At 57.7% G+C, this 25,288-nt stretch carries 24 protein-coding genes and 4 pseudogenes; 16 read left to right on the top strand and 12 right to left on the bottom strand.

The genetic code is table 11. The features are described from left to right. The first annotated feature begins 68 nt into the window (after positions 1-68). The 3 genes and pseudogenes from HWY30_RS32275 to HWY30_RS42020 all read left to right on the top strand — a co-directional run. Complete coding sequence (locus tag HWY30_RS32275; protein WP_143037368.1) at positions 69-1,103, top strand: hypothetical protein; 1,035 nt, start codon at positions 69-71, stop codon at positions 1,101-1,103. Next, positions 994-1,677 (top strand): GH25 family lysozyme, encoded by a 684-nt coding sequence (locus tag HWY30_RS32270; protein ID WP_090812711.1) that lies wholly within the window; start codon positions 994-996, stop codon positions 1,675-1,677. Before HWY30_RS32275 ends, HWY30_RS32270 begins: the two co-directional genes overlap by 110 nt. Before the next feature lie 30 nt (positions 1,678-1,707). Next, a pseudogene (locus HWY30_RS42020) lies at positions 1,708-1,970 on the top strand (IS6 family transposase); the annotation flags it as partial. A gap of 1 nt (position 1,971) precedes the next feature. Here HWY30_RS42020 and HWY30_RS32265 read toward each other — a convergent pair. After that, the gene (locus HWY30_RS32265; RefSeq protein WP_244145094.1) at positions 1,972-3,468 is read right to left on the bottom strand and encodes an ATP-binding protein; all 1,497 of its coding nucleotides are present in this window, start codon (positions 3,466-3,468) and stop codon (positions 1,972-1,974) included. Here HWY30_RS32265 and HWY30_RS32260 point away from each other — a divergent pair. From HWY30_RS32260 to HWY30_RS32235, 7 genes and pseudogenes are all read left to right on the top strand, one after another. Further along, the gene (locus tag HWY30_RS32260) at positions 3,468-4,133 is read left to right on the top strand and encodes a recombinase family protein (RefSeq protein WP_244145093.1); all 666 of its coding nucleotides are present in this window, start codon (positions 3,468-3,470) and stop codon (positions 4,131-4,133) included. The genes HWY30_RS32265 and HWY30_RS32260 overlap by 1 nt on opposite strands. A gap of 56 nt (positions 4,134-4,189) precedes the next feature. Next, positions 4,190-4,807, top strand: coding sequence for a transposase (locus tag HWY30_RS32255; RefSeq protein ID WP_090812712.1), 618 nt, complete (start codon positions 4,190-4,192; stop codon positions 4,805-4,807). Then, on the top strand, positions 4,783-5,139 hold the full coding sequence (gene tnpB, locus HWY30_RS32250) for an IS66 family insertion sequence element accessory protein TnpB (RefSeq protein ID WP_090812713.1): 357 nt from the start codon (positions 4,783-4,785) through the stop codon (positions 5,137-5,139). Before HWY30_RS32255 ends, tnpB begins: the two co-directional genes overlap by 25 nt. A gap of 30 nt (positions 5,140-5,169) precedes the next feature. After that, positions 5,170-6,519, top strand: a pseudogene (gene tnpC, locus HWY30_RS32245) (IS66 family transposase); the annotation flags it as partial. Between the two features lie 154 nt (positions 6,520-6,673). Beyond that, a complete protein-coding gene (locus HWY30_RS42015) occupies positions 6,674-7,060 on the top strand; it encodes a hypothetical protein (protein ID WP_244145092.1) in 387 nt (128 codons plus the stop codon). A gap of 73 nt (positions 7,061-7,133) precedes the next feature. Then, on the top strand, positions 7,134-7,907 hold the full coding sequence (locus HWY30_RS42010) for a site-specific integrase (protein ID WP_244145091.1): 774 nt from the start codon (positions 7,134-7,136) through the stop codon (positions 7,905-7,907). Beyond that, positions 7,904-8,470 (top strand): tyrosine-type recombinase/integrase, encoded by a 567-nt coding sequence (locus HWY30_RS32235; RefSeq protein ID WP_244145090.1) that lies wholly within the window; start codon positions 7,904-7,906, stop codon positions 8,468-8,470. The genes HWY30_RS42010 and HWY30_RS32235 overlap by 4 nt, the downstream gene beginning before the upstream one ends. A 62-nt stretch (positions 8,471-8,532) precedes the next feature. On the opposite strand, the gene HWY30_RS32230 is transcribed toward HWY30_RS32235, so the two are convergent. From HWY30_RS32230 to HWY30_RS32220, 3 genes are read right to left on the bottom strand one after another with little or no spacing between them, the layout of a single operon-like run. Then, positions 8,533-9,531 (bottom strand): tyrosine-type recombinase/integrase, encoded by a 999-nt coding sequence (locus HWY30_RS32230; RefSeq protein WP_176078982.1) that lies wholly within the window; start codon positions 9,529-9,531, stop codon positions 8,533-8,535. After that, positions 9,528-10,457: a tyrosine-type recombinase/integrase gene (locus HWY30_RS32225; RefSeq protein WP_090812623.1), complete on the bottom strand. Its 930-nt coding sequence runs from the start codon at positions 10,455-10,457 to the stop codon at positions 9,528-9,530. The genes HWY30_RS32230 and HWY30_RS32225 overlap by 4 nt, the downstream gene beginning before the upstream one ends. Then, on the bottom strand, positions 10,454-11,686 hold the full coding sequence (locus HWY30_RS32220) for a site-specific integrase (RefSeq protein WP_176078981.1): 1,233 nt from the start codon (positions 11,684-11,686) through the stop codon (positions 10,454-10,456). The genes HWY30_RS32225 and HWY30_RS32220 overlap by 4 nt, the downstream gene beginning before the upstream one ends. Positions 11,687-11,846: 160 nt before the next feature. Here HWY30_RS32220 and HWY30_RS32215 point away from each other — a divergent pair. The 3 genes and pseudogenes from HWY30_RS32215 to HWY30_RS32205 form a co-directional block, all read left to right on the top strand. Beyond that, positions 11,847-12,275 (top strand): annotated as a pseudogene (locus HWY30_RS32215) (tyrosine-type recombinase/integrase); the annotation flags it as partial. Then, positions 12,272-13,267 (top strand): tyrosine-type recombinase/integrase, encoded by a 996-nt coding sequence (locus HWY30_RS32210; protein WP_090812350.1) that lies wholly within the window; start codon positions 12,272-12,274, stop codon positions 13,265-13,267. The pseudogene HWY30_RS32215 and the gene HWY30_RS32210, both read left to right, overlap by 4 nt. 88 nt (positions 13,268-13,355) lie before the next feature. Next, positions 13,356-13,598: pseudogene (locus HWY30_RS32205) on the top strand (transposase domain-containing protein); the annotation flags it as partial. A gap of 446 nt (positions 13,599-14,044) precedes the next feature. On the opposite strand, the gene HWY30_RS32200 reads toward HWY30_RS32205, so the two are convergent. From HWY30_RS32200 to HWY30_RS32175, 6 genes are all read right to left on the bottom strand, one after another. Then, complete coding sequence (locus HWY30_RS32200) at positions 14,045-14,593, bottom strand: transposase (RefSeq protein WP_244145088.1); 549 nt, start codon at positions 14,591-14,593, stop codon at positions 14,045-14,047. 118 nt (positions 14,594-14,711) lie between these two features. Next, the gene (locus tag HWY30_RS32195; protein ID WP_090812349.1) at positions 14,712-16,079 is read right to left on the bottom strand and encodes an MmgE/PrpD family protein; all 1,368 of its coding nucleotides are present in this window, start codon (positions 16,077-16,079) and stop codon (positions 14,712-14,714) included. Between the two features lie 30 nt (positions 16,080-16,109). Further along, entirely contained in the window at positions 16,110-17,294 is a 1,185-nt protein-coding gene (locus HWY30_RS32190) for an acyl-CoA dehydrogenase family protein (RefSeq protein ID WP_090812348.1), read from the bottom strand. A gap of 42 nt (positions 17,295-17,336) precedes the next feature. After that, positions 17,337-18,494, bottom strand: coding sequence for a CaiB/BaiF CoA transferase family protein (locus tag HWY30_RS32185; protein ID WP_090812621.1), 1,158 nt, complete (start codon positions 18,492-18,494; stop codon positions 17,337-17,339). A gap of 163 nt (positions 18,495-18,657) precedes the next feature. Further along, complete coding sequence (locus HWY30_RS32180; protein WP_167368844.1) at positions 18,658-19,596, bottom strand: 2-hydroxyacid dehydrogenase; 939 nt, start codon at positions 19,594-19,596, stop codon at positions 18,658-18,660. A 68-nt stretch (positions 19,597-19,664) separates the two neighbouring features. Continuing rightward, on the bottom strand, positions 19,665-20,711 hold the full coding sequence (locus HWY30_RS32175) for a hotdog family protein (protein ID WP_090812346.1): 1,047 nt from the start codon (positions 20,709-20,711) through the stop codon (positions 19,665-19,667). Positions 20,712-20,934: 223 nt separating this feature from the next. Here HWY30_RS32175 and HWY30_RS32170 point away from each other — a divergent pair, with 223 nt between their 5' ends. Both HWY30_RS32170 and HWY30_RS32165 read left to right on the top strand, forming a co-directional pair. Then, entirely contained in the window at positions 20,935-22,143 is a 1,209-nt protein-coding gene (locus HWY30_RS32170) for a trans-sulfuration enzyme family protein (RefSeq protein WP_090812620.1), read from the top strand. 128 nt (positions 22,144-22,271) lie between these two features. After that, entirely contained in the window at positions 22,272-23,807 is a 1,536-nt protein-coding gene (locus HWY30_RS32165) for a class I adenylate-forming enzyme family protein (RefSeq protein ID WP_090812345.1), read from the top strand. Between the two features lie 254 nt (positions 23,808-24,061). Here the strand turns inward: HWY30_RS32165 and HWY30_RS32160 are convergent, their stop codons facing one another. Continuing rightward, on the bottom strand, positions 24,062-24,649 hold the full coding sequence (locus HWY30_RS32160) for a flavin reductase family protein (protein WP_090812344.1): 588 nt from the start codon (positions 24,647-24,649) through the stop codon (positions 24,062-24,064). Then, positions 24,646-25,092: an SRPBCC family protein gene (locus tag HWY30_RS32155; RefSeq protein WP_090812619.1), complete on the bottom strand. Its 447-nt coding sequence runs from the start codon at positions 25,090-25,092 to the stop codon at positions 24,646-24,648. Before HWY30_RS32155 ends, HWY30_RS32160 begins: the two co-directional genes overlap by 4 nt. 90 nt (positions 25,093-25,182) lie before the next feature. Here HWY30_RS32155 and HWY30_RS32150 point away from each other — a divergent pair. After that, the coding region (locus HWY30_RS32150; protein WP_176078980.1) for a helix-turn-helix domain-containing protein at positions 25,183-25,288 on the top strand (106 nt) is incomplete at its 3' end.

Raw genomic sequence — 25,288 nt, 5'->3', positions numbered from 1 at the left:
CGACGGCGAGGCAGCTGCCGACCGTCCCTAACCGGAAGCGATCATGCGCATCCTCGCCACACCATGTCATGACTGTATCGAATATTGACCGCCTCACGCGCTCACTCAGTGGCTTCGAGCGTACGCTGGCGCTTGCGATGTTAATCGAAGGCTTGGTGGCAGATGGGTTCGCCTTCAGATTTCAGACATCATCAACGCAGCGCGGACAGGTGCGCTGTATCGGCGCGGCATTTCAGGATCCCCACGTGGAGGTCGCGACCGGTCGTCCTCGGATCGTGATCAATTCCGCCGGGGACTATACCGATGACCCGGCAACAATTTTGAACCAGAAGGGGGAGGTCGTTTACCGCAGCATCTGCTTGTCGCAGGACGCGTACGACCTGATCAGCAGCGCCACGCACGGCATGCTGATGCTGCGCGCACCGGAGCGAGCGGCGTTGCAGGCGGCGCTTGCACCACCGACGCCGCGCGATCTGGCGCCCCCTCATGGAAGCGCCCGCGAGCGACAACATGATGCGTTGACTCATGGTTCAACGGATACGCAGTCGGACAACGCGCCAGGTTCTGCCGAGACGACGCCAGATGCATCGACCCGGCGCCGGCGCGTTCTGCCGCGGGCGGGGACGATCGCCGCCGCGGTCGTCCTCGGCGCAAGCGCTTTGACCGCGATCGCTGCGTGGTGCTTTCGCATACCGGATGAGGTGAATTCCGCCTTGATGCTTGGCGTGTCGACGGCGTGTTCCGCCGCGGTCGGCCGCGTGTCGTCTTCTGCCCCAGTTGCAGTCGCGTCACAACCGGTTGGTCGCGGGTCGGTTACGACCCAGCCGGCTTCCACCGGCGTAGCTTCGAACGCGTTGCCGGCGCCCGCGCCGCGCGCCGCCGTGGCTGCACCAACTCTTGGCGCGCTGGATGCGACAGGCGTTCTTCCCTTGCGAAACGGCGACGACGCCGTGGTAAAGGTGGACAGCATGCCAGGCAACGCCCACGGCCTGGATGTGTCGCAATGGTCCGGAGGAGGCAAGGCCGGCGCGGAGGCCGTCTTTTGCCGCGGTGCGGCATCTCGACTTTGCGTTTGCCCGAGTCGCGTATGGAACCCGGCTTGACCCGGAATTCAGCATCAATTGGGCGATCATGGGACACCGTTCGTTGTACCGGGGCGGCTATCTCTTCCTGCGGCTCGACGAGGACCCCGTCGAGCAGGTCGACGGTGCGGTGCGAGCTCTGGGCGAGGCCCGAGCGCGAGATCTCTGCCTGACCATTGACTTCGAAGAAATGAGACTCAACAAGCCTCAGGCCTATCCTCCCGTAGAGCAGGTCCAGCGCACGATCATTGCGGCGCTTAAGCACGTCTCACAGACGATGAAGTGTACGCCTGTGATCTACACGGATTGGGCCTTTGGTCAGCGGTACCTGAACTCGCCGGCATTCGCTCGCTATCCCCTCTGGATTGCGGATTGGACCCAGGGCCGCCAGCCACGCGTGCCCCCTCCGTGGACGAGTTTTGCCTTCTGGCAGCGTTCCGATCACCTGAAACGCAGCCTCGACCCGGCGGACTTCGATGTATTTAACGGGAACGCTACCGATTTAGGTCAGTTTTCGCGCGTAGCAGGCAGTCGGAATCTCGACACTGGACACGAGGGGGTATTGTCAAGTTGGCGCCGGGGTCGACGAATATAATGGGGCATAAAGAAAGCTTCCGTTTCCGTTTTGCTGTCGGCCGAGGCGCCGATTTCGTTCAAGGGCTATCGATTTCCGCCGGACATCATCAGCTACGCGGTGTGGCTGTACTACCGCTTCCCGCTCAGCCTGCGCATGGTTGAGGAGATGCTGGCGGCACGGGGAATCGAGCTTACGTACGAAACGTGCGGTGCTGGGCGACGAAGTTCGGTCTGGCGGTCGCGAAGCGTATCCGTTCGACAGCGCCGGGTCGCGGCGACAAGTGGCACCTGGAGGAGGTGGTCGTGACGATGTTCAGCCAGTCAATGGTTTGATGCCCATTTCCCGGCAAAGCGATGCGACGTCTGCTGCACTTCTCTCGCCCAATGCTTTATCTCCGCCCATCTTTTGCAGCCAAGACAGGCCATATAGGCACTGTGCTTGCAAAGGACGCATTCCGAGGTCGTGGGCGATCATCAACGCCATGCGATAGTGATTGTGAGCATCCTCAATCCGAGGTGCAGTAGCGTTGCCATCCGAGACAAGATCGCCCAACAGGCACCCGGCCCAGGCCTCGTTGCCTCGTTCGCCGGAGGCTCGTGCCAGGTCAATGGCATGATGTGCATGAGCAAGGGCTTCATCCTCTCGACCAGCGAGCTGGCACACTCGACCGAAAATCGAGAGCACGAGCGAATGTCCGAACGTTAAATTGCTCGCCGCTGCCTGGCGAACTGCCTCTTTCAGAAGAACCAGTGCCTCCTTGGTCCGGCCCAGCGAGCCATACGCCGCCCCCAGACAGGAGGCTATTCGGGGAACGTAGTATGGAAACTCAGCCTTGCACATGGCCAATGCGGGCTCAAGTGTCTCGACAGCAACGTCGAGATTGCCTTGAACAAGGTGCATCCGTCCGACACCGTGGCCAGCAAAGATCAGTTGCTCTGGCTCATTTATCCCTCGGGCCATGTCCATCGCCTCCTGTCCAAGGGCAGCAGCCTCGTCGAACCGGCCAAGTTCGGCAAGACACAGCACCAGCCAGATACGAGCGTTGACGCGCGTGTATTTCACGTAAGTCTCATCGGGTCCGAGGCCGTGGCCATGGCCTTCATGTAGGAGTGCCAGCGCCTGCCGAGCACGCACCATCGCGCGCTCATAGTTTCCGCAGCCATACCGTGATCGTGCCAGCATCATGGTCGCCCAAGCCTTCGCATCGGGGTCGCTTCGCCGCTCCGTCAACGCGAGGGCGCGTTCCCCTGCCTCGACGGCGCCGATCGAATCGCCTAGCGAACCGAGCGCGAAAGCCAGCCTTGATAGAACACGCGATAGGCGTACCTCGTCACCAAGCCCTTCGGCAACATCTTTCGCGTTCTCCAGATTCGCGCGGTTCCGTGTCACTTCTCCGAGCGCATGCAGGGAGTGGCTAAGATCCCATCGGATGTCGATGATTTCTCCGAGTGTGTCGGCCGAGGACGGCAGGACCGCAAGGGCAGTCAGGGCTTTCTCGAACAAGACCGACGCCTCCCGATGTGCGGCGCGTTTTGCAGTATTGTGACCGGCACGCAGCCACAGCCGGGCTGCCTTTGCAGTCAATCCGGCCTGGGCGCAGTGTTCAGCCAGGATTTCCGGTTGTTGCTCCGCTACGTCAGAAAAATGATTCTCGAGCTCCATGGCGATGCGGGCATGCAGTTGCTGTCGCCGGTCCCGCAGCAGGGAGCTGTACGCGGCATCTTGCACCAGGGCGTGCTTGAAGGTGTATTCCGCATCCGGTGGTGCCCCGTGCCGGAACACCAGTTCGGCACCGACGAGATGGTCCAATGCGTCGTCCAGGCGCTCCGCGCCTGGAGAAGGATCCGGATTTGCGCGTGCAGGACGCCATCCGCTCAGTATTCCGCCAGTTCGGCGCGATTGGTTCGGTGCGTCAGACGTTGTTATGGTTCCTGGAGCACGGCCTGCAGTTGCCGGCATGCACGCCGCGCGGCGAAATCCAATGGAAACGGCCGAGCTACGGCACGGTGTACCGGATCCTGACCAACTCGATCTACGGTGGCACGTATGCATATGGCAAGACCGAATGCGCGATCCATTACGAGCCTGGGGAACCGCGCAAACGTGATCGCCGCGAACCGCGGGATCAGTGGCTTGCGCTCATTCCCAATGCCCACGACGGGTACGTTGACTGGGAGGAATTCGAACGGATCCAGTGCACGATCAGTGGCAACCTGCGTCTGGCCGGACACGCTGGCGCCCCGAAGAACGGTGAGGCCCTGCTGGCGGGACTGTTGCGCTGCCGGCGCTGCGCGAGCAGGCTGACGCTACACTACACGGGTAACAGGCACGACGCCTTGCGCTATAGCTGTCATCGCGGCTGGCTGGACAAGGGACAACCGCGTTGTATTGCGTTCGGTGGCACACGCGCGGACGCGGCCATCGCCGAGGCGGTCTTGCAGGTCGTTTGTAAGCGATCCATTTTCGGCGTCTAGCCGCTGGGGACAGGAGCGAGGAGCATAGGTGTCCACCTATTCGGAGGTGGACACCTATGGCTGACAAAGATCCAGAGTTAAGAGTAGTTCGACGCAGCAGCGACGGTCGCCGTCGTTACGACGATAAAGGCAAGCGTGCGCTCGTTGAGGAAGCGCTGCGTTCTGGTGTGTCGGTTGCCCGCCTGGCGCAGGAGCACGGGATCAACGCCAACCTGCTACGCAAGTGGATCACGAAGTACCTGCTGGAGCGCGAGAAAGGCATCTCCCCGGCATCGCAGGATGATGCTACCGGCGAACAGGAACGTCCGCATGCCCCGGAGGAAATCGTACTGGAGGGCGCGCTCGCGGTGATTGATGGCGCGCCCATTGACATCCCGGGTTCGCGCAAACGCTCCCCACCTGTCGCCTCGCCCACGGCATTCGTGCCTGTCGTTGCAGCACCACCAGCACTGCCAACCGCACCGCCGTCGCTGTCGCTGTCGCCGTCACCGTCACCGTCGCCATCGCCATCGCCATCGCCATCGCCATCGCCATCGCCATCGCTGACGCTCGCACTGCATGTGCGACTGTCCAACGGCGTCGAGTTTGATCTCGGCGAGGCGAGCATCGACGAACTGACCGCCGTGGTCCAGATGCTGGGGAGGATGCCGTGTTCCGGTTCGACGAAGGCCTGAAGGTCTACCTGCATCGGGAACCCGTCGACTTCCGGTATGGCATGAACAGCCTGTCGATTCTCGTGGAGCAGGCCATGCATTTGAACCCGATGGATTCCTCGCTCTATGTGTTTACCAACCGGAGATGCGATCGCATCAAGATCCTGGGCTGGCAAGGCAACGGTTTCTGGCTCATGCTCAAGAGACTCGAGGCAAACGATCGCTTCGTGTGGCCTGACAGCGCGAACCGGGTCGCGACACTGAGCGTCGAGCAGTTGCACTGGCTTATCGAGGGCATCGACATTGCCGCAGTCCAGCGACATCCCAGTCGAAATTATGCACGCGTGAGCTGAACACGTCACCGGCGTGCCGGTCTAAGCGGTATGCCGATCAACGTGATCATCGACGCCGACGAACTCAAGGCACTGCTCGCGATGCGAGAGGCCTATGGTTCGCTTCAGCGCGATCATGAGGAGGTTCGCAGCGCACTGCGCCTCGTGACAGCTGAGCGCGATCTCGCCGAGGAACGACTGCGCGCTTACCGTCGCGAACTGTTTGGCGCGAAAAGCGAAGCGCGTGCCTCGGACCAGTTCGGCCTGTTCAACGAAGCCGAAGCGCTCGGTGCGAACGCCACTCCCGCGCAGGAAGATACCCCCGGAACCGAGGTCGCGGCCCACAAGCGCAAGAAGCGCGGCCACCGCAAGCCTCTCGATCCCAATCTGCCGCGTGATGTCGTGCGACACGAACTCCCTGAGGCAGAGCGCTTCTGCGATCACGACGGACACGCGCTCGTCGAGATCGGCGTCGAGATCAGTGAGCAGCTCAATGTCATTCCCGAGCAGTTGCGAGTCACCCAGCATCAGCGTATCAAGTACGCCTGCCCATGTTGCGATCTCGGCATCAAGGTTACGCCGGCACCGCCCCGTATCATCCCGCGGGGGCTGCTGAGTGAATCGGCGCTCGCGTGGATCGCCACCGGCAAGTACCAGTTCGGCATGCCGCTCTATCGCCAGGCCGGTCTGCTGCGTCGCTTCGGCGGCGACATCTCGTCGAACACGATTGCCGCGAGCATGGTCCGCGTCGGTCTTGCGACGCAACCCGTCATCAACCTGATGCGCGATGCGCTGCTCGATGCCGAACTGATCTACGGCGACGAGACGACGTTCCAGGTCCTGAAGGAGCAAGGGCGAAAGCCGCAAACGAAAAGCTATCTGTGGGCGCAGATGACCGGTTCGGGCATCCCCATCCGTTGCTTCACCTATACGCCAGGTCGTGGCGCCAGGCTGGCTGACAGGCTGTTTGCCGGTGTCCGTAAAGGTGCCGCCCTGATGACCGATGGATACGAACCCTACAACGGCATCGCTGAACAGTACCAGCTCGTGCACCTCGGATGCTGGACGCACGCAAGACGGTACTTTGTGAAGGCGGAAGACAATGTCCCCAAAGCAGCGCGCCCGCCCGATCTGCTCGCGACACGCTTCATCAGCCTGATCGGAAAACTGTTCGCGGCCGAAGCGCGAAGCCAGACGTGGACGGCTGGGCGACGACAGCGATTGCGGCGACGATACAGCGCGTGCGTACTCGATGTTATCGAAAAGCTGATGCTTGAGCACTCGCCTGGCGTCGTCCCCAACAGTCTGCTCGGCAAGGCGCTGACCTATCTGCACGGGCAGTGGCCGAAGCTGATCCGTTACGTTGAAGACGGCAACTGGCCCATATCGAACAACCCCTGTCATGCCATTAGCGGCATGAACCCAATTATGCCGACTCCCCAATTATGCCGCGTCATGCATGCGCGTGGCGATGGGTATGGCCTTTCATGATCGCTGTGTCGGCATAAACGTATGATTTCTCAGGCTGGCTATGGTGCTGGCCAGGAGAGATCAGATGAATGCGACACGCACAGTCAGCGAATCCGGCGGGCTGCCGGCTCATCACATCGATGCATTTCTTGATCGTCTACGGACGGCACACTATTCCGAGGTATCGCTTCGCAAGAAACGAAGAGTCCTGTGTGCGTTCTCTGGGTGGATGAAGAACAGGAACATCGACCTGATTGATCTCGATGAGTCTGTCACGGCTCGTTTTATGAAGCGCATGATCGACGCATCACGAGATCGCGTCCAGCGTGCGCGTCCCACATTACGGCAGTTTCTCGCCTATCTGCGCGCGGAAGCCATTGTGTGTTCGCCGACGTTGGGGCGGCCAGTCCGCGATCGCGCACATTTATCGCCGATACCTGGACTATCTGAGGCAGGATCGTGGACTCGCTAAGAACTCTCTGCTCGTCTACGGCCCCTTCATTCGCGACTTTCTCGACAGCCACTCGGCCAACGACGGAAGTATATTGCCCGATGCATTTGACGCCGTAACGATCCGAGATCATTTCCTTGCCTACAGCAAAGGTCAATCGGCGGAGTACACGAGGCTGGTGGCAGTTGCGCTTCGCTCGTTCTGCCATTTCCTGTTTTTGCGCGGCGATACGGCCCGAGACCTGTATGAGTCAGTGCCTTCGGTTCGTAAGTGGCGACAGTCGACTGTGCCGACGTTCCTCACGCCTGAGCAGCAAGAAGCCCTCATTGCATCTGCAGACCGCTCGACTCCGACTGGGCGCCGCGACTATGCAATCCTGCTGTTGTTGGCGCGGCTCGGTCTACGTGCCGGAGAAATCGTCGCAATCGAGCTTGACGACATTCACTGGCGTTCGGGAGAACTCGTCGTTCATGGCAAGGGGCGAATGGTCGAGCATGTCCCCCTTCCATCGGAGGTTGGAGAAGCAATCGCAATATACCTCCGCGATGGTCGCGGAGCGAGCGCATCGCGCCGCGTCTTTCTTCGCATATGGGCACCTCGCGTTGGTTTGGCTGGACCGGCGGCCATTGGCAAGATTGTTCATCTGGCCTTCGCGCGTGCCGGTTTCAGCCCCGCGTGCCGGGGCGCCGCACATCTATTCCGTCACGGTCTGGCGACGACGATGATTCGCCACGGTGCCTCGATGGCAGAAATAGCCGAGGTCTTGCGACACCGCTCACAGGACAGTACCGCGATCTATGCAAAGGTCGCGTTTGAAGACCTGCGTGGAATCGCGCGCTCATGGCCCGTGGCAGGAGGTGCAATATGACTGCGATCCGCGACTCTCTCACACGGTACGTGGCGGTCCGCCGTGCTCTCGGGGCGTCATTCTATGAACCTGCGTTGGCACTCGGTCATTTCGTTGATCTTCTGGAACGCGAAGGCGCCGAGTTCATTACCACCGATCTGGCTCTGCGCTGGGCGACGACTCCTGTACTCGTCGAACGTGCCACCTGGGGGCGTCGCCTCTCCCAAGTCAGAGGATTCGCCAGATGGATGAACGTCATTGACAGTCGAAACCAGATTCCTCCAGCAGGACTCCTGACTGCCCGCAGACGGCGCAATACACCGCATATATACACTGAGCAGGAAATTGACCTGCTTATGACCCAGGCCGCTCAACTGCGCTCCCGAACCGGCATGCGGGCACTGACCTATTCGACGCTCATAGGGCTTCTTGTAGCGACGGGCCTCAGGCCAGGCGAAGCGCTTCGACTCGACCGGTCCGACGTTGACCTCGTTAACGGGATACTGTCCATCCGGGAGTCGAAGTTCGGCAACTATGCCGAATTCCTGGCAATGCCGATCAGGGTGGGACTGGGATCACGATGATGCTTGTGAAGAGCCAGTAAGACGACGCTCACGAGTCTTTCGGATCGGCATAGTTTTAACAGCTAAAGACCTTTGAGAAACGTCGCGAGCTTACTGTCAGGCCGGTATCGCACAGGCCTGCCATCATGTGGTCCGACATTGGCAAGTATTTTTTCCTTCAGCTCCAGACTAGCATCCAGGTACATCTGGGTTGTCTGGAGCGATTCATGGCCCAACCACAGGGCAATGTTGAATGGATCCACGCCGGCTTGCAACAGTTCCATGGCTGCCGTATGTCTTAGCACGTGCGGCGTCACTCGTTTTTTTCGCAGCGAAGGACATCCCTTGGCAGCTTGGGCGGTGTACTTTTTCAGGAGACGTTGCACCGCGTCCGGACTGAGATGCCCCCCTCGAACGCTTGGAAACAGCGCGTCTTCGAGAGGGATGCGAGGCTCTTTCATCCAGGCTTTGAGTACAACGGCAGTCTGCTTGCTGAAGGGAGTAACGCGCTGTTTTCGACCTTTACCCACGACATCAACGTGCGCGCCTGCGCCGAGAGTCACATCCTCGCATGTGAGGCTGGTCATTTCCGATACACGCAGTCCGGTCTCCACCGCGAGTCGGAGTAAAGCATGATCGCGGCGACCACACCAGGTGCGCGTATCGGGTGCGGCAAGCAGCGTCTTGACTTCCTGCCGCGTCAGAAAGTGAATGAGCCTGCGATCGTAGCGCTTTCCGGGCATCGACAGCACGCGCTGGATTTGCGCGGAATACACGGGTGCCTCGAACGCCGCGTACCGGAAGAAGGAGCGGATCGCCGTCAGGCGCAGATTTCGGGTGCGGGCGCTGATGGCCCGGGTCTTCTCAAGATCATTCAGAAACGCCGTCACAAGTGGCGCATTGATGTCCTCAAATGCCAGATGATCCGGCCGTTTGTGCAGACGCTTGTAGGCAAATCGCAGCAGCAGCCTAAACGAGTCCCGATAGGAACTGATGGTGTGCGGACTGGCCTGCCGCTGTTGCATGAGACGTTCCGTAAAGAACCGCTGCACTAATGCTGGGAAACTGACGGTAGATTTCATGACACATCCTTCCAGCGGAGTTCCAGGCGCTTCATCGCCTGCCGCATGAGCTCTGGGTGCTGCTCTACATACCAGTATGTCGCGCTCGCCCACTGGTGCCCGAGGAAGGTCGACAGCACTGGTAACCAACGCTCCGGGTCCTTACCCGATCGGTCTAATCTCGCCAGCGTCGTAACCGCGAATAAATGGCGATAGTCAATCAGCCGCGGAGCGTGCATTGTTGAATCTCGAAGACCGATTTTCCGTGTGAGCGCCGTAAATGTATGGGAGATCATATCTCCACTGAGAGGCTTGCCTTGTGAAGTGATGAACAAATGGGTTTCCGGGCGCCCCACAAGACATCGCTCACGGCGTCGAAGATAGTTTGCAAGTGCATCTCGGGTGGAGGAATGAATGGGAACATACCTCGACTTTCCAAATTTACTTCCCCGCACCGTCAGTATGCATTCTTTCAAGTCAATGTCTTCCAGCTCCAGATTGACCGCTTCACCGGGTCGCAATCCCGTGACGCTTAGCAAGCCTATCAGGGTAAAATAAGTCCACCGCCGGATCCCCGATGCGGGAGGAAGGGCCAGCGCGGCTGCCAATATTTTCTGGGATTTCTCTTCGGTGTAAAGGTAGGGAGCGCGCCGATGATACCGGTGCGGCAGCAATTCGGCCGATGGAATCTCCGTATGCGGATCGAAGGCACTCAGATAGAGTGCAAACCCACGCACCACGCCTAGTCGCTGAGCCCAGATCACTGGTTGGACCGACGGAGATTTTTGCGCCCACTTCAACGCCAGTGACGCGCTAATGTGAGAGGCCCGACGCCGTTCCATAAAGCGGACGAAGTCTTCCAGCCGTTGGCCTGCTTCATGGAGTTTGAATCCTAAACGACGACGCATCGTCAGGTACTCTTCCATTGACTTGCGCAGCGTACTCATGATCGGGTGCTCGGCCATGGGGGCGCCAAGATTCGCAGTGAATCCAGATCGACCTTCGCATACATCCTCGTTGAGTCAGGACTTTTGTGGCGTAAGATTTCGCTAATCTCGGCCAGCGAGGATCCTTGACGCAGCATCTGCGTCGCTAGCGCATGCCTGAATTGATGAGCTCCTTTTCTCGGCGAATCGATACCAGCCCGCTCCAAAGCGTATCTGACTACATTGCTTACCGCTTTTGACGTCCTGAAGCCACGAATCGGCGCGTTTATACGCAGGAAGACACTGCGACTCTCAGAATCGCCGCGACCGTTTTTTAGGTAGTCGGCGATCGCTTCACCCACCGGCGCGAGTAATGGCAAGGGCGACTCCTGGCCGCCTTTCCCGTGAACGTTCAACGTGCCGGTTTCCCAATCGATATCATCCAGCGTCAAGGAAACCACCTCGCCGCCGCGCAATCCCAGGCGGGCAAGGAGGAGCAGAATCGCATAATCCCGGCGGCCGATGGGGCGACGGCGGTCGCAACTGGCCAACGCTCGCTTGGCATACTCAGGGGATATCGCTTTGGGGATTGACGCCATTGACCAGTGGGCGACCCATGGGATCGCCGCAGCGAGGTCAAACTTGATAAAGCCTCGATAACGCGCATACCGCAAAAACGAGCGCAACACCATTGTCATCGCTTGCGCTCGCGCGGCATGTTCAGCGGCCTCATGCCGAACAAAGTTGAGGATTTCTCGGGCACTGAGATCCGAGAGCCGCACCGTCCCGTCACCGAATTGCCTGGTCAAAAACAAATGCGCACACCACCGATATTTCCTTATCGTCGTGGCTGCCAAGCCTCGTTCGTGGTGCAGATACAGAGCGTATTCGTTTACCAGTTTTTCAGCTGGTGTCTGCGCGACGGGCGCGTCTCTTGCAACGATTCCATTTTTTTGCAGCAATTGCACAAAGCATCTAAGCGCATATCCTTCGCCTTTGCGATGACATCGGTAGTGTGCTCGGTAGTGCAGATAGCGCAGCGCGGTTTCGTGAGTCACTTCCTCGATCAAGATTTTCTTGCGCTTGAGCCACACGCTGAAATCGGCAACAAGAAGCAGGTGTCTGCGAACGGAGTCCTGCGCATAACCTTGATTAGTCAGCAGACCTTCGAATACAGCAAGATGTTCAGCAAGCGGGCCATCTGGTGCATCGAGCGAGTGCGACCGCGCTTTCGGGTACAACTTATCCATGACCTGCGCCTCTTTAAAAAGCCGGTCTAATACGAGTCAGACGATGCCGAGCGGATTTCGTTCATTGCCCTTGGGTTAGCGCTCTGCTTGTGCATCTCGATGCATAGTTTACAATGCGGCATAGTTAAAACTACGCCGCTAGCGGCGTAGCGGCAAGTCTCGCTTTGTTCCTGTACAAGAGTCGACCCGGTTGGCACTCGAACACTATGCCCAGAAGCGCGATAAAGTCTATCCTTTACGATTGAGCGAGGCGTTCCTGGTTAGTGAGCGCGGCAACCGGCTGAAGGCCTGCACTGTGCGAAGCATGTTCGTCAGAATGTCGCGCGCGATCGGTCTGCGATCGGCGACAGAGAATGGGCGCGATGGTTACGGCCCGCGCCTCCAGGACTTCCGGCATAGCTTCGCGACTGGAAGGCTGGTCGAATGGTATCGCGCCGGTCTGGACGTAAGTCGAGAATTGCCGAAACTTGCCACCTACCTCGGGCATGTCAACATCGGTCTTACGTACTGGTACATCGAAGCGGTTCCTGAGTTGCTTGAACTCGCGGCAGCCTATCTCGACAAGGACTATCCGGGAGAACGGCCGTGAGCGCCGCCGGCCTCCCATCCCTCGTTCAGCGGTTTTTTACCCAGCGCCTGCTCGAGCAGCAAGGTCTGAGTTCGCATACGGTGGCAAGTTACCGTGACACGTTCCGGCTGCTGCTAGCGTTCGCCACGAAGCATATGGGGCGCGCGCCGTCAAAGCTGCGAATCGAGGACTTCGACGTGTCGTTGATCGAGGAATTCCTGCAGCATCTCGAACGCGGCAGAGGCAATTCGGTGCGAACACGCAACACGCGGCTTGCCGCCCTGCATGCCTTCTTCCGGTTCGTCGCGGTCAGCGAGCCTGCGTTGTTTCTGCAGTGTCAGCGCATTCTTGCAATTCCATCTAAACGCTGCGAGCACGGCCCTGTTGAGTTTCTGACTGAGAGCGAGGCCGCCGCTCTGGTAGGGGCGCCTGACGTACGAACGTGGATCGGCAACCGCGACCGAACGCTGCTTTTTGTAGCGGTTCAAACGGGTCTGCGCAACAGCGAATTGACCACTCTCCGGCGCCAGGATGTGATGCTCGGGACAGGCGCCCACGTCCGTTGCCTAGGCAAAGGCAGAAAGATGAGATGCACTCCTCTGCGACCGGATGTCGTTGCAGTCCTGAAAGCATGGCTGCTGTATCAACCAGGCGAACCAGGTGATCCGGTCTTCCCCAGTTCGCGTGGTGGTCATCTCAGTGCCGATGCTCTTCAGCGACTCGTGTCGCGCAACGCCGAAATCGCGCGTCTCTCGTGCCCCTCGCTGAAGAAAAAATCGATAACGCCTCACACCCTTCGGCACACGGCCGCGATGAGCCTGATGCATCACGGCGTCGACCTAACCGTGATCGCGCTCTGGCTCGGTCACGAGTCCTCCGAGACTACTCAGATCTACTTGCACGCTGACATGCAACTCAAGGAACGCGCGCTCGCGCACGCCACGGCGAGCGGCGTCGCGCCGACACGCTACAAACCTCCAGATCCGTTGCTCGCCTTCCTGGAGGCTCTCTGATAATGCCGACAATCCGAGCGACCGGGAACAGAGATCCGCCCAACCGTTGTGTGCGTGGATTCATGACGCGGCATAACCGGGGAGTCGGCATAACCCTTGCGAAAATTCCATTCGCCCGTTCTGCCTGGGACGCCGCGGCTGGTTGTTTGCTGACACCGTCGATGGCGCAAACGCGAGCGCCAATCTCTACTCACTGGTCGAAACCTGCAAGGCGAACAGCATTGATCCGTATCGCTATCTCACCTGGCTGTTACAGCGTCTCCCGCTGGCACAGACCGTCGACGACTACGACGCGCTCTTGCCCTGGAAGATGCCCATCGATCTCCGCTGACTGAGCCCTGTACCACATCTCATGAGAACCGCGCCCTTACTCTGAGGGGTGTCGTCAATGGATCGCGTACACACAAGACGTCTTGAATTATCGGTCGGGTCATCGCATCCCTGCAACGAGGCAACGATGAACGGAACGGAGCACGGTCCCGGATCAGGAACTCCGTCGGTCAATTGATTTGCGCTTCCGCCGTTCAGGCAAGTTGCGCAACCTGCATAGCTGGTCTTTCGAGCTCCGGTGGGAAGATTCGCCATGACCCATCACTGTGGCGAAAAAAGAACATCGCCCTTGATCCCGTCCCATTGTCTGCGACGACACAAACGTAGCGCCCGTGCTTGGACCGTCCAACGTGACTGACTCTAAACCCTCTCCTGGGATCGGGTGCCAGCCAATCCTGAACCATAGTTCTCAGTGATCTTCCTGCATTTGCCATAACCTTCTCCATCCTATTTCAACATCACGGTGTGGCGATCGTACGGATCTCGAAGATGTGACGGGTACACCCCCAGATCTTTATCGAACCCGGAACCCGGCGCCCTCCCGAGCACGTGGATCACCGTGGTCAGATCGTCGATGCTCGCCTCACCGAGATCAAATTCGACACCGTTCGAAAGACGCACGTACAACGAGAGCGCCATCGAAGGAACCTGAGCCGACGGTGTTGGTGGCAGTGTCACCGGTGAAGCCGCAGTCGACGCGACCGGAACAAACGCCGACGGTGCGCTCGCAATGTCGATGTAGACGCCCTCGGTGACAGTCGGCGTTCTGGCGGCCCGCTCGTGCTCTACTTGGGCTTCGGCCTTCTCATACCGCGCGATCCAACTGCGAAGCACGTCCAAATCGAGTTCGTGCTCCATTGCCGTCCTCGCGATCAAGACGCCAGGCTGCAGACCAAGCCGCACAAGCTCATCGTGAGCAGTATCGTCGTATTCGCGACGACCATCTCGTTCCCTGGCGGTCACCGATCGGCTAGGCAAATCTCGTTTCTCTCTCATACACTCTGATGCGAGGTGTCCACGTGGACACGCAGCATCAGTTACGAATTTCGCCCCGGGACGTCGTTAATGGACCGCATACGAGGATGCGACTTCGACGTTTCCTGAGATAAGGGCGTTAGGTCCAAAGGTCTCGAATAGTTTTCATCGATCGAAGGTCGACAATCTTTTGATACAAGCGCTCGCCATACGTAGGGTCTGTGTCGTTCAGACTCGTATAGTAGGAAAGAGAATCCAAAAACTTTGTCCGTAGCTCCGTGTCAGACATGGGATTTTTGCTGTGTCCTCTTGCGAAGCGTATATCGCCGGAATCGTGAAGACGTCCATTCTCGGTGTATATGACAACTCGGTCTTTGTACGAGAACGCATTGTCGATCGGACACGGATCCGAGGTCAGATCAGTGACTGTTTTCGTGACCAAGTGTTGGATATCGACACGTCGCACGAAATCATCGGTTAGTTCCGCAAGGCCGACGTTCCCGGCCAAAATTGCCGATGCCACCGCGAACTCCAAGCTGAACTTTGCCTCGAGTGCGCTCATTGGAGCGTGATTGCGCAACATTGATGCTTGTCCAGTTCCTATAGTCGCGACTACCTTCACGACTTCGGGCGGGCGGATATCAGCGGCTGTAATGAGCTGAAGAACGCCATCAATAACCCTGTGACTCCCGTAGCAGACCGGATAGCGTTTGATTGACAGCCCATGCTCTACAATGTGTGGCTTCCCGATAATGTATGGACGAGCGAGATCCACGCCCCCTCTGGGGGAAATAGCGTTGAGAAATCCAGCCGGATGTTCTAAAACGTCGGTGCTAGCGGTGAGGCCCGCCTTCGCAAGCCCGACCGCTGAAAATGCAGAAGAGGCCGCACGGCCAACCTGCCACGGTTTCGTCATGGAGCCAAAATTTGCGACTAGCCCCGACGCCATGCTGGCAGCAATTCCAAGGGCGTGTTGTATCTGCGGCATGCTTAGGCGCTCAAGGTACGCCAATGCGGATGTGGCAGCGACCGTTCCGAATACGCTGGTTGGATGCCAGCCCTTGGTATGATACTGATCCTTGTCACGTGCCACTAGTTCGGCCCATACCTCATAGCCGACTACGTACGCACGAAGCGCTTCAAGCCCTCCCAGGTTCCTGCTGTAGCAGAGCGAAAGGATTGCCGGCATCAGGACAGCGCTCGGGTGACCGGACAGTGCAACATCATCGTAGTCAAGTGCGTGTGCTGCAACTCCAATAACGTAAGCAGCTTCATCTGCTTTGAAGTGGTGTCCGGAGAACGGCGTGGGCGCCGCTCGCACGTCTTCACGATCGACGGTGCTGAACTGGCTCGAGACTATTCTCACGACTTCTTCGCCCGAACCCGCGTACAGAGTGGCAATCGAGTCCAAGACGCCTTGCTGCGCCATCGACAGGGCCTGATCTTCATCCGGGCCGAAGTCGGGAGCGTGGATATAGGAGGCCAATGACTGGGTCAATGCGACCATGTAGTTCTCCTGGGTCAGAGTGATCGCGGATCAGAACGAACGCGGCATGCCGAGCATGTGCTGTCCGATGTAGGAAAGGATCAAGTTAGTTGAGACCGGAGCGATCTGAAACAGGCGGGTTTCGCGCCACTTTCGTTCGATGTCATACTCTCTCGCGAACGCGAAGCCCCCATGCGTTTGCATGCAGGCTTCGCCAGCTGCCCAAGAGGCTTCTGACGCAAGCATTTTTCCCATGTTCGCCTCATCGCCGCAGGGCTTGTGCGCGTCATACAATGCTGCAGCCTTACGAAGCACGAGCTCGGCCGCCACTGTCTGTGCATGCGCTCGAGCAATGGGGAACTGAATGCCTTGGTTCTGGCCAATAGGCCGCTCGAAGACTGTACGTTCACTCGCGTAGGCCACGGATTTTTTCGTGAACCATTTTGCGTCGCCGATGGCTTCTGAACCCACAAGGATTCGTTCCGCGTTCATTCCATCAAGAATGTACTTAAAACCTTTTCCCTCTTCGCCAATGAGAGAGTCGGCTGGAATCCTCAGATTGTCGAAGAAAACCTCGGTCGTATTGTGATTGACCATGGCTTTAAGCGGCTGGATTGTTAGCCCGTTGCCACGTGCCTCTCGCATGTCGATAAGGAAGACGGACAGACCGTCGCTTTTCTTCTTGATTTGATCCAGAGGCGTCGTTCGCGCCAGCAATAGCATCAGGTCAGAAAACAGCGCACGCGACGTCCATACTTTTTGACCGTTGATGACATAGCTATCGCCTTCACGGACCGCTCGCGTCTTTAGCTTTGTCGTATCCGTGCCGGTAGTAGGCTCTGTTACTCCGAAGGCTTGCAGACGAAGTTCACCGGAGGCGATGGCGGGGAGATACTTATTCTTTTGTTCCGCACTTCCATGGCGTAGAACCGTTCCCATTGTGTACATCTGAGCGTGACACGCGCCGGCACTGCAACCTGCTGCGTGAATCTCCTCAAGAATCACGGCTGCTGCGCGCAAAGGCATCCCGCTACCACCATACTCCTCAGGAATCAGCGCTCCAAGATATCCCGATTCCGTAAGTGCGGTCACAAACTCACTTGGATAAGCTTCTTTCTCGTCAAGAGCGCGCCAGTACTCGCCGCCAAACTGATCGCAAATGCGGCGTATGCTGTCGCGGATTTCTGGGAAATCTTCCTCGACCGCCATGCCAAACTCTTCGGTGTATGTTTCCATAACGTCAATTCCAGAAGTCATTGAGTCGTCGCTTACGCGCCTTCAATCGGCGGCTGCGGCAGTTGAGAAAAGGTGTTGCTCTGTGTGCTCACCCAGCACAGGCGGAGCGCGGTAGGGAGTTGGACGTTCACCATTCAAGGTGATTGGCAAGCCGACCATGCGCATCTCCGTCCCCGGCACAGGAGCAATTAGTCCCAGCTCTGCCGTTTGCGGATGATTTACCATCTCGGCGGTGTCATTAACCGGGGCGCATGGGATTCCCGCAGTCTCAAGGATCGACGCCCACTCATCGGACGGTCGCTGCAGGAAAACCGGATCCAAAATAGCATAAAGCGCTTTGTGATTCAGGACTCGACTCTTGTTGTCGATGTACTGTGGGTCATTGGCGAGTTCTGGCATCCCAATTACAACGCAGAGCTTTTGGAAGAGGGCGTCGTTACCGGCCGCCACGACCAGTTCGCCATCCTCCGTCAGATAGCTCTTGTAAGGCACAATGCTGGCCGAGCCAGAGCCACTTTTGCCCGGAACTTCACCGGAAGACATGTATTGACAGGCAAATACCGACATCCAAGACACAGCGGTTTCGAACAGGGATACGTCGACGTCGGCGCCGCTGCCGCTCGACTTGCGCTGATAGAGCGCCGTCAGCACCCCGATTGCAGCCCACATTCCGGTGCCCATGTCGACGATGGATGGGCCCACGCGCACGGATCGTTGGCCGGGCTCGCCCGTGGTGCTCATGATGCCGCCAAAGGCCTGCATCAGCGGGTCGTATCCTGGGTGATCCTTTAGTGGACCTTTGTTACCGAAAGCGCCCATGTTGCAATAAATGAGTTCCGGCTTCTCGGCGCGCAGTGTTTTAGCGTCCACGCCTAGCTTCGCGACTTGGCCGGGCCGGAGATTTTGAATCACTACGTCCGCACTTTCGTGAATCAACCGCTTAAGCGCGAGCAATTGCTGGGCATCGCGAAGATTGCAAACCACTGACTGCTTATTGCGGTTTAAGGTCTGAAATAAGGATGCGGCTCCTTCCCAGAACGGCGGCCCCCACCCTCGTGCATCATCGCCAGAAGACTTTTCAACCTTAATAACAGTGGCGCCAAGATCGGCGAATATTTGCCCCGCGAACGGCGCCGCGACGCTATGACCGAGTTCAATAACGACGATATCGCGGAGTGGCAATTGATTTGGCAACAACATAAAGATCTCCGTTTGATGCAGTTCATCAGTAGACGACTTAAGTTCCCGGTCGGCTAGGTCGCCCCGATACCGGTTGCCAAGAAAGAATTGGCTTGACTCGTCGGGAGGAGTGGCACACGTGTGCATTCAGGCCGGTAAGCTCACTGCCTACTGATCTGTCGTCCTAGACGGAAAAGAGGAGCGGTTCGCCTTCTTTTAGGCGTTTGCAATTCTCGAAGGCAACATCAAGGCTTCGCTGCACGGTCTCGGCGGTAAACCAAGCCAAATGCGGCGTGACGACGACGCTATCGAGCGTTAGCAGGGGGTTGGATGCCTTGATAGGCTCCTGCTCCAAGACATCGAGTCCAGCCCCACGCAGATGTCCGCTTTGTAGTGCCTCAAGGAGCGCAGGCTCGTCGACCAGGCCGCCACGGGCGGTATTAATCAGGAGACTGCCTGCCCTCATTCTGCCGAGGAAGGATGCGTCCACCATGTGTTCAGTTTTTGGTGTAAGGGGCAAATGCAAGGAAACGATATCGGATTGGGCCAGCAGCGCATCAAGGGAATCTGTAGCGCCTGGATCGTTGTGAGCGTCGACACTGAAATACTTAACGACAGCGCCGAGAGCTCGGAGCACTGGGGCAAGACGTTGCGACACTGCGCCATAGCCCACTAATCCAACTGTCTTCCCACATATTTCCCCTTGGCGGTCGGTCACGCTCGCCGGGAGCGTCCATCCTCCTCCTGAGCGGGTAGCCCGGTCTAGGACAGGGATGTTGCGGAGCGTCGAGAGCATCAAGCCCAATGTTAGTTCAGCGACGGCCTGAGTATTTGTGCCGGGCATGTTCGCGACTTTGATTCGCCGCGCCTCGGCTTCGACCAGGTCAATAGTGTTCACGCCAATTCCGATCTTTTGGATCAGCTTCAGTTGTGGCGCAAAGCTCATCAACGTGCTGTCGGCAGGCGCCAACACATGAAGCAACACGTCTGTGTCCTTGAGCTCTTTCTGAAGAGCCGGCTGGTCGTCCTCATCGACAACGACTACATCTAGCCAGTCAGGCCGGCTCTGCATCAGCCGCTCTTGAAACATAGGGCTCGCACGGTAGTGAAGCAGGGCTTTCATGGCTGTCTCCTTATTTTGACGCCTGAATCGAACGCGCCTGACACAGACGCATTTCCGAAGGGATGCTGTTAGTATCCGGCTGCCTGATACGGGGTTTGGGCGGACTTGCGGTAGACGAGCAACGTTCTCGAAAATCGAAGAACGCATCTGCTGTCTTGCGCGATACCCTCCGTGTCCACAGTAACAATGCCCTCGTTGGGTCTGGACGTTGATACTCGGGTGCCCGTGATGGTGGAGCGAGACTCGACCGTGTCGCCTGCAAAGACATCAGAAAGAAATTCGACCTTATTCCACGCCAAGTTAGCCACGACACGTCCCAACGTTCGTGTCGAAAGCGCGGCTATGAGGCCTACTAGCCACGTCTGGGGCGGACTGTTGCTAGGCAACCCGGCGGCCTCCGCCCAAGCGAAGTCATGGCTGGCAGGACTCCAGTCCAGCGCACTATAAGCCCGCGCAGCGAGGTCACTGGGCAGGATGGTACGGCGAGGGAAGTGAGCGAAGGTTTCGTTCTCGGCGAGGTCTTCAAAGAAGAGCCCAACCTGCTCGGTATATGTACCGTCACCATTGTCACGATGTGAGCGGAATCGGAGTTCGTCACTTGGCTGCCCGCCAATCCGGATTGCGTCGGGCAGGTCACCTTCATGGAACATCTCAATGGTGTACTCGACGATCGCGATCTGCTCTCGGCGCTGGTTGTAGCCCTCCGTACGGAGCCTGACTAACGCAGAAGCGCTCGACAGCGTCTTCTGCAATACTTCTGTCTCTGCATAGATCGTATCCCCGCCGAACACCGGCCCCTTCATGGCGATACTGTCCATTGAAAGAATTCGTTTTCGGTAAGTTCCGAAGGTCTTCCAGGTCATGCCAATGAGGCGCTGAAGTGTCCACGTGCTCACCATCAACGGGCGTTCCCACGCGGTCCCTCCCGCGTAACGCTCGTCATAGTGCAGCATCGCACTGTTCAGCATATTGAGTGAATCATCCACATTTTCCTGCTGGGAAAATGTGATGCCCGGTCGGTGCAGAAAGCGTTGACCGGGCGCCAGCCCCTCAAACGAAACGCCGAACCGCTCCTGGAAGCGGGAGTTACCCAAGGCGTAATAAGCCGAAAACATATGATCTCCCCATGCGACCGACTTTGCTGCACGTCAGCCATGTATGAGGCCATGGTATACGCAAATACACACGTGTGCAATGCTGGTTTCCACGTGATTTCGCAAAAATATCTGTGATTTCCATCGTCAGGGATTCCGTTAGAATGCGAGAACATCGAGGGACGGGTCTATGCGCTGCGAAAGATGCGTCTTGTCAAATAGTCAGTTGATTGGAGGGGTGGAGATGAAAGACACTAGGCCTGCAACAGTCCACGGCAGCCGCGCGGAGTGGCGCGACGAAACACTCGTCCTGCATGGTGACTCAGCGCAGGGCGATAGCAGTTCTGTTGTGCCTCCGATCTACTATTCGGCTACCTTCAGAGCGACAGACGCTGCGGACTTCGTGGAGATGGCGAGTACTCCACGCCACTCCACCTACTATACGCGCTACGGGAACCCGACCCACGATCGGGTCGCCGCGATTGTTGCTGAACTGGAGGGCACAGAAACGGCCTTGCTTACTGGTTCCGGGATGGGCGCTATCAGCACGACGGCGTTAAGCCTTCTTAAGGCAGGCGACCATCTGATAGCGCAGACTCGACACTATATGGCTACTGCAAAGCTGTTCGATGAGCTGCTGCCACGACTCGGTGTCGAAGTCTCATTAGTCGAACAGAGCGACGCAGACCTCATTGAGGCATCGTTGCGCGCTGAGACGAAACTCATCATGCTTGAGACTCCGGCGAATCCCACGCTCGTCCTCACCGATCTCAGAAGAATTGCGTCGATGGCCCGGCCGCGAGGGATCTTAACCGTCGCCGACAACACGTTCGCGTCTCCGATTAATCAAAAGCCACATGCACTTGGAATCGACATCGTCGTCCACAGCGCGACCAAGGCACTGGGAGGGCACCATGACCTGATGGCTGGCGTCATCTGCTGTTCCAATGCGCTTGCAGAGCGCATTTGGGCGACGCATATCATCCTTGGCTCTGTCCTCTCTCCTATGGATGGCTGGCTACTGCTACGGGGCGTACGTACGCTTTCATTGCGTATGGCGCGCATCAACGACAACGCCTTGGAACTTGCGGCCTGGTTAGAGCGACATCCGATGGTGGAGAGGGTGTACTATCCAGGACTCAGTAGTCACCCCCAACATGATTTGGCAACGCGTCAAATGACGGGGTTCGGGCCCGTGATAGCGCTAGCGGTTAGAGGGGGCTTTGAAGCGGCCTCCCGTTTTGTCGCATCATTGAGTTTGGCGATCCAAGCGGTCAGCCTGGGCGGAGTGCACACGCTGGTTGTCCATACGGCCGCCATGTGGGCTGGCACGATGACAGAATCACAAATGAGGGATGCCAACATTGTTCCGAACCTCGTTCGACTAGCAGTCGGTCTGGAGCACATTGACGACCTGAAGCGTGACTTTGACGTCGCGCTCAATGCAATATAATTCCCTGAAGAATATTCCAGAACGGAGGTTCCGTTAGATCACATTTGTGATGATTCGATCTGCTCTGTGACGTCGATTCAATCGAGAACAATACTGACTCCCACCTACGGACAAAGGGAGTCTAAAACATGCAGTCCTTCAAGCCCGCGAACGACGTCGCGCAAATTGCAGCGCGCTATGGTGACCGTGTTGCTGTTATTGATACACGTGGCCGTGTCACCTATAAAGATCTTATTGCGAAGGCGAGTGGAATCGCTACCCAACTGCGGTCGTTTCAGTTAGGCGCAGACGAGACCATCGCAACCCTGTTTCGCAACGGCTCTGACGCGGTTGCCGCGGGTTATGCTGTCATGATGGCGGGGTTCGCTGAGGCGCCGATTAATCCTGCACTCAGCAAGAACGAATTGGAGCACTGCCTGGCAGTTAGCGAGGCGAAACTCGTGCTTACCAGCGCAGATCTCGTCGAGCGCTTTGCAGAATTTAAAGGCCCCGTGGTAGAGGTAGATTCAATCGGACCAAAAACGTTCGATCCCGCAGACTATCCGCAGGTTGAGCCAGCGGCAGCGGCACGTGTTGTTTTCACTTCGGGAACCTCTGGTCCGCCAAAAGGCGCACTACATACGCAGGAAGGAAGGTGGATCGCCAACCTGCTGCTTCGTGCAAACCTGCCGCATCAGCCGTCGGAAAGTGGTCCAGTGCTTTTAATGACGCCATTTTCCCATGGTGCTTCGTTGCTCGCCTATGCATATCTCTCGTCGGGCGGTTCGGTCGTGCTGATGGACGGAGTGAATACCCCGCAAGTCCTGGAAATGTTCGAGCGTGGCGACTGTGCGGCGGCGTTCATGCCGCCGACTGTCTTGGCAAAAGTTGTGGATGCGGCCGAAGGTAGGCGCTTCGCTGCGGTGAAGTCGATCTTTTGCGGGACGGCAATATTGAGCCCTCATCTGTATCGCCGAGCTCGCGAGGTCTTCGGACCGGTAATCCGTATCACTTATGGTAAAAGCGAACTGTTTAATCCGATTACTGTGATGGAGTCTGCTGAGACGGATCATTGGTATCAGGAAGAGGGACTCGCTGTTTGCGTCGGATGGCCAGCTGCTGGAGTGGAAGTCGCGATTCGCGACGATGATGCGAATGTTCTTCCCGACGGAGAGGTAGGAACGGTACACGTTCGAGCTCATCACTTAATGTCTGGGTACAGAACGCGAGACGGCTTCATGCCGATGTCTCAAGGCGAATATCACGATACTGGCGATCTAGGCTTTATCGATGCCAAAGGCCGCTTGCGCCTAGTCGGACGTGCCGCAGATATGATCAAGACGGGCGGTTACAAGGTCGCCCCCGATGAGGTTGAGCGCGCTTTGGCGGGGAGCGTGGGCAACTCAGAAATCGCAGTGGTCGGTATCCCCTCGGAGTATTGGGGAGAGGTCATACTTGCGGCAGTGGAGTCTCCCCCTCCGAACTGGCGGGAACAGATGAGAGCCGTAGCCGAATCCATGACGAGCTATAAGCGTCCGCGATTGCTAGTGCCCTTCGAAAGACTGCCACGCAACGCTCAGGGTAAGATCGTCAGGCGGGCAATCAAGGACGCCATTTTGGCTCAGTACCATTTAATCGATGGGCCGCGACCAGAACTTAAGGAGGCGGAAGGCCTTTCGGGATGAGCCGAGCACTCCGTAGCGCGAGGAACATCTACCTTTGACAATCTTTGCGGGAGCAGCCGAGCGGCTGCTCGCAAGTGGAGGACACGACAGGGACGTCCTGCCATTTTCAGCGAACCGCTGACGTTTTGAAAAAAAGGCATTCATGTGGCCTCGTCTTGCGACGTCTCTAGTCCCGCTCATCGCTTAGCGAGTAGAGTATTCCGACCGGTGCGCCTTGATCTGGGCACCGGTCTTTTTTTACATTCGAAGGATATCTAGCTCTCAACCGTTGCGGCGAAGAAGGAGTCGCCGGTTGCGTAATAATGCCCGCCTGCGATGTAATGCAGACTCCGCCAAGCCGGATCGGCATCCTGGAAATGCCAATGGCCCTCCCGAAATACACGTGTATCGGCCCATGCTCCCACGATCTCGCCGATAAAAAGGTCGTAGTTTTCTTGATTGTGCGGCTCTGGAATTAGCTTGCAAGCGAGCCACGCCGAACAGCCGGTTACGAAAGGCAAGTGCCCAAAGCCATCCTGGTGGAACAGATGCACATCACTTTTCAGTAGTTTATCCGGATCATTGAACAGTGTGCTGGTGCCCACCGCATCAACAAGCTGCAGTTGGGCCACTGTAGGCACTTGCACTACGAAGATCGCACTACCTTCTACGAGCTCACGAGTACGAGCGACCTTATCTAGCACTACGGTCACCTTTGGCGGAGCGAAGTCGAGCGCGCAAGCCCACCCAACCGCCATTACGTCGTCCACTCCTTGGTGATGAGCAGACACAAGAACGGTGGGGCCATGATGGATCAACCTGGAGGCCTTTCCGAGTTCAACCGGCTTCAGGTACCCGTTCATGCCTGCTCCTTGCGTACGAATGCTTGTAGGCTGTCGTTGCCTGCACTGAACAACCCTGCGATGAGCTTCTCATACTGGCCTTCGGCGTCGCTTGCCCGCAGGTCGAAGCTCGCCGTCCAATGAATAAAGGTGCGCGATTCTCCCGTCAGCGGAACAAGAATGACGGCGGCGACATAGTTGTCCAATGGGAGGAACGACTCTTCAATGCAATACGATAGCCTGCGATGCCGGTCATCCACGGAAAGAAGGCGTTCGCGCAACGTGCTGCCATCTTGAAGCCTGATGCGGCGAACGCTCCCCACCATACCATCGGGCTGATCGCCTTCAGTGATGCTTTCGGCGATGGCGGGAATCCATTCACTGATTTTACCGAAACGTTTAAGAACGTTCCAAATCCTATCGGCGTCGCCATCAATTACGGCGGAGAATTCGACAGTTGGCATGACCATTCCTTCCTAGTTCAGATGGATTGCTGTTTTTACCCGGCGCGATCAAATTTGAAGTGCAACACCTTGCTCGTGTAAGGTGTGCCAATGCAAAAAAGAAGTTACCAACAACTGCAGCCTGAAGAACGCATGACGATTGCAAGCATGAAGCAGCAGGGTTCGAGTGTTCGGGCCATGGCCCGAACACTCGGCC

Source organism: Paraburkholderia tuberum STM678 (assembly GCF_902833905.1).
Classification (GTDB): domain Bacteria; phylum Pseudomonadota; class Gammaproteobacteria; order Burkholderiales; family Burkholderiaceae; genus Paraburkholderia; species Paraburkholderia tuberum.
This window is presented reverse-complemented; position numbering and strand designations above follow the sequence as displayed.

What these genes read in the sequence shown, in the direction of transcription:
- HWY30_RS32275 (WP_143037368.1), top strand. Translation starts at nt 69, where the DNA reads ATGACTGTATCGAATATTGACCGCCTCACGCGCTCACTCAGTGGCTTC.
- HWY30_RS32270 (WP_090812711.1), top strand. Translation starts at nt 994, where the DNA reads ATGTGTCGCAATGGTCCGGAGGAGGCAAGGCCGGCGCGGAGGCCGTCT.
- HWY30_RS32260 (WP_244145093.1), top strand. Translation starts at nt 3,468, where the DNA reads ATGCGTCGTCCAGGCGCTCCGCGCCTGGAGAAGGATCCGGATTTGCGC.
- HWY30_RS32255 (WP_090812712.1), top strand. Translation starts at nt 4,190, where the DNA reads ATGGCTGACAAAGATCCAGAGTTAAGAGTAGTTCGACGCAGCAGCGAC.
- HWY30_RS42015 (WP_244145092.1), top strand. Translation starts at nt 6,674, where the DNA reads ATGAATGCGACACGCACAGTCAGCGAATCCGGCGGGCTGCCGGCTCAT.
- HWY30_RS32235 (WP_244145090.1), top strand. Translation starts at nt 7,904, where the DNA reads ATGACTGCGATCCGCGACTCTCTCACACGGTACGTGGCGGTCCGCCGT.
- HWY30_RS32230 (WP_176078982.1), bottom strand. Translation starts at nt 9,531, where the DNA reads ATGAAATCTACCGTCAGTTTCCCAGCATTAGTGCAGCGGTTCTTTACG.
- HWY30_RS32225 (WP_090812623.1), bottom strand. Translation starts at nt 10,457, where the DNA reads ATGAGTACGCTGCGCAAGTCAATGGAAGAGTACCTGACGATGCGTCGT.
- HWY30_RS32220 (WP_176078981.1), bottom strand. Translation starts at nt 11,686, where the DNA reads ATGGATAAGTTGTACCCGAAAGCGCGGTCGCACTCGCTCGATGCACCA.
- HWY30_RS32200 (WP_244145088.1), bottom strand. Translation starts at nt 14,593, where the DNA reads ATGAGAGAGAAACGAGATTTGCCTAGCCGATCGGTGACCGCCAGGGAA.
- HWY30_RS32195 (WP_090812349.1), bottom strand. Translation starts at nt 16,079, where the DNA reads ATGGTCGCATTGACCCAGTCATTGGCCTCCTATATCCACGCTCCCGAC.
- HWY30_RS32190 (WP_090812348.1), bottom strand. Translation starts at nt 17,294, where the DNA reads ATGGAAACATACACCGAAGAGTTTGGCATGGCGGTCGAGGAAGATTTC.
- HWY30_RS32185 (WP_090812621.1), bottom strand. Translation starts at nt 18,494, where the DNA reads ATGTTGTTGCCAAATCAATTGCCACTCCGCGATATCGTCGTTATTGAA.
- HWY30_RS32180 (WP_167368844.1), bottom strand. Translation starts at nt 19,596, where the DNA reads ATGAAAGCCCTGCTTCACTACCGTGCGAGCCCTATGTTTCAAGAGCGG.
- HWY30_RS32175 (WP_090812346.1), bottom strand. Translation starts at nt 20,711, where the DNA reads ATGTTTTCGGCTTATTACGCCTTGGGTAACTCCCGCTTCCAGGAGCGG.
- HWY30_RS32170 (WP_090812620.1), top strand. Translation starts at nt 20,935, where the DNA reads ATGAAAGACACTAGGCCTGCAACAGTCCACGGCAGCCGCGCGGAGTGG.
- HWY30_RS32165 (WP_090812345.1), top strand. Translation starts at nt 22,272, where the DNA reads ATGCAGTCCTTCAAGCCCGCGAACGACGTCGCGCAAATTGCAGCGCGC.
- HWY30_RS32160 (WP_090812344.1), bottom strand. Translation starts at nt 24,649, where the DNA reads ATGAACGGGTACCTGAAGCCGGTTGAACTCGGAAAGGCCTCCAGGTTG.
- HWY30_RS32155 (WP_090812619.1), bottom strand. Translation starts at nt 25,092, where the DNA reads ATGCCAACTGTCGAATTCTCCGCCGTAATTGATGGCGACGCCGATAGG.